Raw genomic sequence first — 8125 nt, forward strand, 5'->3', positions numbered from 1 at the left:
GACCCACAACACCCTCCTGACCTCGAATGTTGCGTCCACCGATTGAGCCCAATCAGTACACCTCAAAGGGTTTCGCGATGCTCTGCGCGAAGTTGGGTGTCGCGCAATCGATGGGAGCGGTGGGCACGAGCGCAGATAATGCCCTGGCCGAGTCGTTCAATGCGACACTCAAACGGGAGACCCTACAAGGAGCAGCCCGCTGGGAATCGCCCCGGGTGGCGAGGCTGGCGGTGTTCCGGTGGGTCACCCGTTACAACACCTGGCGTCGACACTCGTACTGCGACTATCTCAGTCCCACCGACTACGAAACCGCTCACACATCCGATAGCCTGCAGCAAGCCGCGTAATCACAAACCCCGTGTCCAGTTTCCGGGGTCAAGGCCCCCTCGACTGATCCTCGTACCGAACCGCGTGCAATCCCTTGTGGCGCAATGCCGTCAATGCGACAGTACGTGCATCGTCCACATCTGTCTTGCGTCCTCCGCCGGTATCGAGCACGCGCACACGCATGGCGAGGGTGGACGGTACGTCGACGACGTGTTCAGCGTCGGCGAGCAGTATTTGTGCGATACCGCGCCCCAATCCCTTGGCGCCTTCGACGGCGAAACGCCGCTCGGCCCATCTGTGTGATCATTTCCGCAGTTGCGTGGCAGTACCGGAATTGACAGCGAACCTGCGGCGGGCCATTGTCTCGCCGCTGTTGTCGACGGCGACGGCTGTCAATGATGCTTTGTGCGGGTCGATTCCGATGATGATTAATTCGGATGCTCCTGTTGTCCGGGTGCGGTTTCGGTGTGCACCTGCGGTGGGCATCCTGACTTGAAGTTGATCGTTTCACGCCTCTGTCGAACCACACCGTAGGCCGGTGTCGATCGGAAGGGCACGCTATAAGTGAGCCAATCACCCGATTGGGGCGGCAAGGAGCTTGCGAGCCTGCGCCGACCGACACCGTGGACTTTACGAGATTGCAGATCCCGGTTGTCCTGGTTTCCATTGAACAAGTCAGGAGCTTGGGTAGAAGCCCCGTCAACGTCTTGTCTGCCCTTCCTGACCGGCGAGCCCTCGTTTGGTAACAGGAAGGCACTTTCCATCATGACAATGATCGAGTTGGAAGTCATCGCCGGGATCGACACCCACGCCGACACCCATCATGTCGCCGTGATCGATACCACCGGTCGCAGGCTAGGAGACGCGGGATTCTCGACAACCTTGAAAGGCTACAAGGCGATCGCCGCGTACATCGCCGCGTTCGGCCTTGTCCGACGGGTCGGAGTTGAAGGCACCCACTCGTACGGCGCTGGGATCACCCAGCATTTGAAGGATTCCGGGGTCCGTGTGGTCGAGGTGATCCGTCCGAATCGGCAAGTGCGGCGTATGCAAGGAAAACAGATCAGGTCGACGCCTATGCAGCCGCATCAGCGGCTTTGGCCACCGACGATCATCCGGAACCGAAACAACTCGACGGTCTCGTCGAGGCCGCCCGCTACATCCACGCAGCGCGTCGCAGTGCGGTCAAAGCACGAACTGCCACTCGCGTTCAGATCAAAAGTCTGCTGGTCACCGCACCCGAGCAGATTCGGGCCCGGTACCGAAGTACCGCCGACACGGCATTGTTCCCCGCCTTGGCCCGCACGAGGCCGGCATCGGAAGAGAACATGCTCACCCGCACAATCATGTCGTCGTTGAAATCTCTGGCGCGCCGGTACCAGCACCTCACCGCGGAAATCGACGTACTTGAGGCCGATCTCGAGCAGCTGGTGCTTGCGATCAACCCGGGGCTGGCGCAGACGAAGGGCATTGGAACCGTCACCGCCGCACAACTATTGATCACCGCCGGTGGAAACACCGATCGACTGAAGTCGGAAGCGTCTTTTGCAGCACTCTGTGGGACGAGCCCTATTCCGGCTTCCAGTGGCAAGACCACTCGTCACCGGCGGGGTCGCGGCGGCGACCGGCATGCAAACTCCGCCCTCCATCAAATCGCCCTCACGCGAATGACCTACGACCAACGAACCCGCGACTATATTCAACGTAAGCAGCAGGAAGGCAAGGGAACCAAGGAAATCCTCCGCTGCCTCATTGGATGAGTATGGGTAATGCGGGCCATGTCGGCTCGTTCGTCGGGAACGACGGGGGACGGCCACGCTGTCTAGCCACTCGATGGCCCGTTTGAGCAGGTCGCCCTCGCCGTTGCCGGGGAGTGTGATCGGCGCGAGAGAGCAGCCCCACGAGGGCCGAACAATGAGGAACCGACGCCCTGCCCGGCTCCAGCGACGGTATTCGGACCTGGAGGTCAACACATGTTCTGTGGATGGGATTGGGGTTCAACTCGGCACGGCGTCTGCTTAATCGACGACAACGGGACGGTAATCAAGACCTGGATGATCGAGCACACCGAGAAAGGCATCGCGGCGCTCTTCGCCGAACTCTCCCAACTGGGTGATCCGGCCCGGCTCCCGGTGGCGGTCGAGCGTGGTGAGGGTCTGGTCGTAGGGCGCATTGCCAGCGCAGGGCATCCCGTACTGATGATCGAACCGGCATCTTTCAAGGCTGCGCGGCCACGGTGGGGTTCGGCAGGAGCGAAGGCTGTCACATCATGCTCGCCGACTACGCCCGCACCGACAATCACCGCCTGCGCCGGGTCGAACCGGTAGCGCAGGCCACCAGGGAACTTGCCACACACGTTCGCGCACGAACCGTGCTGGTCCAGGCGCGCACGGCGTCCTCGAATCAGTTGTGGGCCATCTTGTCCGAGCACTGGCCCGGCGCGGCGAAGGTATTCCAGAAGCTGACATCCCAAGTCGCACTGGCATTCTTGGCCGACTACCCCACCCCACAGTCGGCGGCACTTCTCGGTGAAGGTCGGATGCGCCAGTTCTGCCATCGGCACAGCTACCGTGGCGGCAAGTCCGCGGGCCGAACTCGTCGGGCGGCTCCGGGCAGCGCCCGCCGCCGCGAACCCCATCGCGCCGAAGGTACTCGAAGCGATCATTCGTGGATCAATCGCCCAGATCGCCCTGCTCAACACCGAAATCGCCCGTCTTGAGCACGAACTCGCGGACGCCCTGGCTGCCCATCCCAAAACTGTGCTCTTCGAGTCCCTTCCGCGCGTCGCCAACGTCAGCCTCGCGGCGCTCATCGCAGAGATCGGGCCCTGCTCGAGCGATGCGACTACCGGCGAACAGGTCGCCGCCCTGTGCGGGGCCGCACCGGTCACGAGGGCCTCGGGAAAATCCCGCAGCGTCGGCTTCCGCTATACCGCCAACAAGCCGGCACGCGCCGCGATTACAGGCTTCGCCGACAACTCACGACACAGCTCGGCGTGGGCTGGCGACTGCTACCGGCGTGCCCGTTCGCGGGGTGCTCGGCACCCACACGCGGTACGGATACTCGCCCGTGGATGGGTCCGAGTGATCTGGGCCTGCTGGACCACCGACACCCCCTACGCTCCTTGCCGACACCGCGGCGAACAACTGCTTGTCACCGCGACTTGACCAAGAGAGCTCAAACGCGTGATCGCTCGAGAAGTCTTTCACACTCATCAGTAGCCCCGTCCCCGTTGTCGATCACCGAAAGCTTCGACCGCTCCGCCAAGAACGCGGACTCATCCAAGTTCAGGCGGCCGCAGCCTTGGGCGTCAGCATCGCCAAGATTTCACTCGCGGAAAACGGACGGGTCCACGACGCTACCTTCCTCACCACCTACGAAACATGGCTCCGAAACACCGATTTGACACCCTAGGAGCATCAATTGGCCTGCTGCGCCCGAAAACTGCTGTATCCCAGACAACTTGACAACATCTACCGGGCTCCGCACCGCAGGCGAACCCGCGATGCGAGTCATGCCTTGACCACGAAAAGAGGGCTTCAGATTTATCAATAATATTTGCATCACGTGCAGAAAGCGTTAATCGATGCGTAGCGCTGCTGCGGCGCAACCCATTCAGTCGCGGTGCTCCGATGTGGGATGAGTTCCGAATTGCTCGGCTAGGGATGTATGCAATCCGGTTGTCAGCCCACATCTTTCGCGGGGCCTTGTATTGCAGAAGTGTTGAACAACGAAAGGTGGGCGGTTTCAAGAAGCCAACGCAACACCTTCATGCGGAGGTTGTCGTGACGGTTTCGTGGAACGATCGGTGCATCGCGTATTCGATGCTTCTTATGGGTGCTTCCGCTCAGGAAACGGCGAGCCGATTCGGTGTGAACACGGGAGCGGTCGTCGAGTGGGCCAGGCTAGCGGGCATGGTGATCCGTATGGGAGCCCGAGGCGGCATCGAGCCTGTCACTACGTCAACGTCAGCGTTGAATCCTCAACGCGCATACCGTCGCTTGACTCACCAGGACCGTGTCTTCATCGAGATGGCGATCAACAGCACGCCCGCGTGGTCGATACGAGCGATCGGCCGGCACCTGGACGTTGCCGCGTCCACAATTTCACGGGAGCTTGGACGTCACAGAGTCGAGACCGGGCGAGGGCGCGGCGGGTCGCGAGAGACGAGATACCATGCCGGTGTCGCGCATCACCACACGATGCGCTCGCGCGTGAGAACAAGGGCACGCAAACTTGATTGCCATGAGCTGCGGTCACTCGTCGTCACAGGCTTGAACGAGAAGCACTCTCCGCAGCAGATCGCAGGGAGACAACGGATGATGTTCCCCAACCAGCCGCAGTTGTGGGTGTCCCACGAAACAATCTACCAAGCCCTCTATGTCCAAGGCCGGGGATCGTTACGGCACGAATTGACCGTCGCCAAGGCGTTGCGTTCAGGCCGTTCTCGCAGGACACCTGCCTCACGATTGCCATCCCGCGATGTCCGACCGTGGTTAGCGGGGGCCCGGCTCACGGACCGGCCCGCTTCCGCGGCGGATCGTGCTGTCCCTGGGAATTGGGAAGGCGATCTCGTTGTCGGTCCCGCAAACTCCGGGATCGTCACGCTCGTCGAGCGGAACACGCGCTTCGCGTTGATAGAACGGCTACCCGGCGTCCGCGACTCGGCCACCGTGATCGACGTCATCCGCAACCAAATCATGCGCCTCCCAGAACATCTCAGGAAAACTCTGACCTGGGATCAGGGGCAGGAGATGTCGAGACACAAAGACTTCACGATCGCGACCGGATGCCCCGTGTTCTTTTGCGACCCGCATTCGCCCTGGCAACGAGGCTCGAACGAGAACCTGAACGGCCTAATCCGCGACTACTACCCGAAGGGCACTAACTTCAACAACGTATCCGACGACGCGATCGAGGCAATGGTCGAGCAGCTCAACAACCGCCCCCGGAAGATTCACGGATTCCATACCCCTCGTGAGAAACTGAACGAACTCATCAGCAGTGTTGCGCTGGGTTCTTGAAACCGCCGTGCACTTACGCTGTGAAAAGAGAGTTTTTCAGGTCGGTGCGTTCGCTACGCCAACCGGTGCCGTGTGAACTCAGAACTCGCAGAACCCTCGTTGGGTTCTGCTCATCGACACGAGTCTTCCTTGGTGCAGCACGATCCGGTCTTGAGGTGCGGCCGCAACGGCTTCTTCGAGGCTTTCCGCACGGATGGCTAACAATTCGGCCTGTGCATCTTTCTCGATTCCCGACTTCGGAAGTGACATGACGTCACGGGCGCCGTCGCTGACGGCCCGATAGGCCTCCTCGACAGACAGATGCCCGGCAGTGACCAGCAACATCGCTGTCTCGAGAGCATCGCTGCGTCCGAGCGGGTTGTAAGGGTCACGAACGTTGTCGGCGCCGGCGCCGAACCGTACACCGGCATCGATCAATGCCCGCGCGGCGGTGAGACCACGCGGCATTGCCACAGGGGTGTCCCAGCCCTGTAGGTACAGATTGGTGATCGGCAGGCTGACGATCCCGACGTTGCTCTCTTTGACCGCTTCGATCACGCGGGCCAGCACTTCCGGCGTGACCATTCCCAGACTGACGCAGTGTCCGGCGGTCACCGGCATCGAACTCGGCCAGTCCCGGACGGAATGAGCAAGCTCCTCGAGCGTGAGCATCGTCGGGTTGGTTTGCTCGTCGGTGTGCATGTCGACGCCGACGCGGCGATCACGTGCTATTGCCAACAGTCGCTGCAGATTTCCGCTGGGGTCGGGTGTTTGGTGCGGATGCCCACCCAAGAAATCGACGCCGAGGTCGAGGGCTGCATGTACTGCCTCGTCGCCCACGACGTACGGCGTCATCGCCACGAGCTGAATATCCATGACGCTCGAGAGTTCCTCACGGACTTTCACCAGTGCCTGAATTCCACGTAACGGCTGGTCGCCTCGTAGGAGATTGACGTGTGATCGCACCGCGGTCGTTCCGTTGCCCAGCAGCAACAATGCCGCGCGTCGGGCGCGCTCGGCAATACTCTCGACGGTCAGGGACGGTGTGTGGTTTTCCCAGGTTTCGATTGCGGAACCGAGATCACCAGCAGGTGGCCGGATCTCGTCGAACGATAGTGCCTTGTCCAGATGCGCGTGCGGCTCTGCCGGCGCCGTGAGCAGGAGAAATCCGGTGAGGTCGAGGTCGTCCTCGCTTGGCACTAGCCCTTGCGCGGGTACGACGTCATACACTCGCCCGCCCACGATATGAACATCGACGATCCGTCCGTCGACGAGGGTCGCATTGTGCAACGTGGGCACTGCGTGTCCGCCCAGGACGAGGGGCAGCGGTGCGGCGAGGGGCAGCGATGAATTCCGGGTCACGGTACTCCTAGGGTCGATCGAGTGAACGAAAGTCTTTCTTGCGTATCGAGCAGTGGACACCTTGGACCAGGTCTACTACCTGCGTCACCGAAAAGTCGCCCGCTGCACTGAGATACAGGTAGGCCTCACTGGGTGTCATACCGGTGTACGAGGCGAGGAAATCGACCGAGAGTTCCGCGCATTGACGCATCGCCTCGTCCAGACTCTCGTTCATCCCGAGGATGATCCAGTGATCGTCGGTGTCGACGAAGGGCATCGCGGCACGGGGCTGAGACAGAGTCTTCACGACGGTCAGTCGGGCGGTGACCCGCAGCGACCCTTCGAGTGCAGTGAGCGCGATCTCGCCGTTGCCCTGCGCGAAGTGCGGGTCGCCCAGGTAGAAACCCGCTCCGTGCACCTGGATAGGCAGGTACAGCGAGGTTCCGACCACCATCTCGCGCACGTCCATGTTGCCGCCGAACGGACCTGGCGGAATGGTGCTCAAAGGCTCGTTACCGGCAGGTGTCACGCCGCACAGTCCCATGAAGGGCCGCATGTCGATTGTCGCTGCGCCACCGCTGAATTCGAATCGTGCACGATCTGCGGTGTCGTCGAGTGGGCAGAACTTGCTGAATACTGCGGGAATGCTGCCGTCGACATCGCGCGGAAGGATTTCCGGCAACGCACCTCGCTGATGCCTGCTCGAGATCACTCCGTAGGGAACTCGCGGTGTCATCTCGAGGAAGTCGACGCGTAACCAGTCGCCGGGCTGGGCCCCGCGCACGTGAACGGGTCCGAGCACCACATGTGGAGCTTTAGGCGCTGTAGGTTTGCGGAGGTCCGATGCAGCCAATTCGATGGCGTCGGCCAGTACTTTCGAGCGGTGGACTCCGTATTGCCGGAAGTAGGCCACGGGGTCGCGGCCTTGGTCTTCCATCAGACCTTCTTGCGAGACCGTGTCGAAAGTGACAGTCTCGCCGCTGTCGAGGGTGAGCACAGGTTCGGTCGTCGCGGTGGGGAGAGTGCCCCAGCTGACTGTGTCCGGTGTGCACCAGAGGTAGTGGTCAGCGGAGCCCGGATAAATCCCGGCCTGGAGTATCTCCATTACGCGGTCGCGGCCGCGGCAAGGTACGCACGCCAGCCACCTGGGGTGGTGATTTCGCGGGCTGAGTCTGTGACGAGGGGCAGTGATCGGCACACCATGCTCAGCGAGCCGCGGCCGTCCTCGAGTTCGATCACTGACAGTTCGAGTTCGTCCGGCTCTCGCGGCAGTAATTTCTCGCGCAGCTCGGCGTACGACACCTCGTATATCTCGCCTGGTACGGACCAACCGCCGACATCGACGGGAGCGAGTCCGGGAAACTCGTCGTCGAACGAGAAGAACCGATAGGCCGGTGCGGGGGGACGCGCGCCCACACAACCCGCCGACGGCCGGGCGAGCGTGGGTGGTCCAC

9 protein-coding genes and 3 pseudogenes are annotated in these 8125 nt (G+C 61.7%); 8 read left to right on the forward strand and 4 right to left on the reverse strand.

What is annotated here, in order from left to right; genetic code table 11:
* Nucleotides 1-53 precede the first annotated feature (53 nt).
* Nucleotides 54-347, forward strand: a pseudogene (locus RWT78_RS25970) (transposase); the annotation flags it as partial.
* Between the two features lie 28 nt (nt 348-375).
* On the opposite strand, the gene RWT78_RS25975 reads toward RWT78_RS25970, so the two are convergent.
* Nucleotides 376-582 (reverse strand): hypothetical protein, encoded by a 207-nt coding sequence (locus RWT78_RS25975; RefSeq protein WP_209923424.1) that lies wholly within the window; start codon nt 580-582, stop codon nt 376-378.
* Between the two features lie 516 nt (nt 583-1098).
* Here RWT78_RS25975 and RWT78_RS29245 point away from each other — a divergent pair.
* The 7 genes and pseudogenes from RWT78_RS29245 to RWT78_RS25995 all read left to right on the forward strand — a co-directional run.
* A pseudogene (locus RWT78_RS29245) lies at nt 1099-1386 on the forward strand (transposase); the annotation flags it as partial.
* 38 nt (nt 1387-1424) lie between these two features.
* Entirely contained in the window at nt 1425-2087 is a 663-nt protein-coding gene (locus RWT78_RS25980) for a transposase (RefSeq protein WP_245219992.1), read from the forward strand.
* Nucleotides 2088-2300: 213 nt separating this feature from the next.
* Nucleotides 2301-2654: a transposase gene (locus RWT78_RS25985; RefSeq protein ID WP_209923418.1), complete on the forward strand. Its 354-nt coding sequence runs from the start codon at nt 2301-2303 to the stop codon at nt 2652-2654.
* Nucleotides 2633-2704, forward strand: a pseudogene (locus tag RWT78_RS29250) (hypothetical protein); the annotation flags it as partial. The gene RWT78_RS25985 and the pseudogene RWT78_RS29250, both read left to right, overlap by 22 nt.
* A gap of 151 nt (nt 2705-2855) precedes the next feature.
* Entirely contained in the window at nt 2856-3494 is a 639-nt protein-coding gene (locus RWT78_RS25990) for a transposase (RefSeq protein ID WP_298783491.1), read from the forward strand.
* Between the two features lie 46 nt (nt 3495-3540).
* Nucleotides 3541-3741, forward strand: coding sequence for a helix-turn-helix transcriptional regulator (locus RWT78_RS29255; RefSeq protein ID WP_209923439.1), 201 nt, complete (start codon nt 3541-3543; stop codon nt 3739-3741).
* Between the two features lie 512 nt (nt 3742-4253).
* The gene (locus tag RWT78_RS25995; protein ID WP_314681884.1) at nt 4254-5351 is read left to right on the forward strand and encodes an IS30 family transposase; all 1098 of its coding nucleotides are present in this window, start codon (nt 4254-4256) and stop codon (nt 5349-5351) included.
* Nucleotides 5352-5429: 78 nt separating this feature from the next.
* On the opposite strand, the gene RWT78_RS26000 is transcribed toward RWT78_RS25995, so the two are convergent.
* The 3 genes from RWT78_RS26000 to RWT78_RS26010 all read right to left on the reverse strand — a co-directional run.
* Nucleotides 5430-6692: an amidohydrolase family protein gene (locus RWT78_RS26000; RefSeq protein ID WP_298783351.1), complete on the reverse strand. Its 1263-nt coding sequence runs from the start codon at nt 6690-6692 to the stop codon at nt 5430-5432.
* 7 nt (nt 6693-6699) lie between these two features.
* Nucleotides 6700-7776, reverse strand: a complete 1077-nt coding sequence (locus RWT78_RS26005; protein WP_209923414.1) for an acetamidase/formamidase family protein — start codon at nt 7774-7776, stop codon at nt 6700-6702.
* A partial coding sequence (locus tag RWT78_RS26010) for a hypothetical protein (RefSeq protein ID WP_314681882.1) occupies nt 7776-8125 on the reverse strand: 350 nt, incomplete at its 5' end. The genes RWT78_RS26010 and RWT78_RS26005, both read right to left, overlap by 1 nt.

Origin of the sequence: uncultured Rhodococcus sp., from assembly GCF_963525155.1 — a bacterium.
GTDB classification, from domain to species: domain Bacteria; phylum Actinomycetota; class Actinomycetes; order Mycobacteriales; family Mycobacteriaceae; genus Rhodococcus_F; species Rhodococcus_F qingshengii.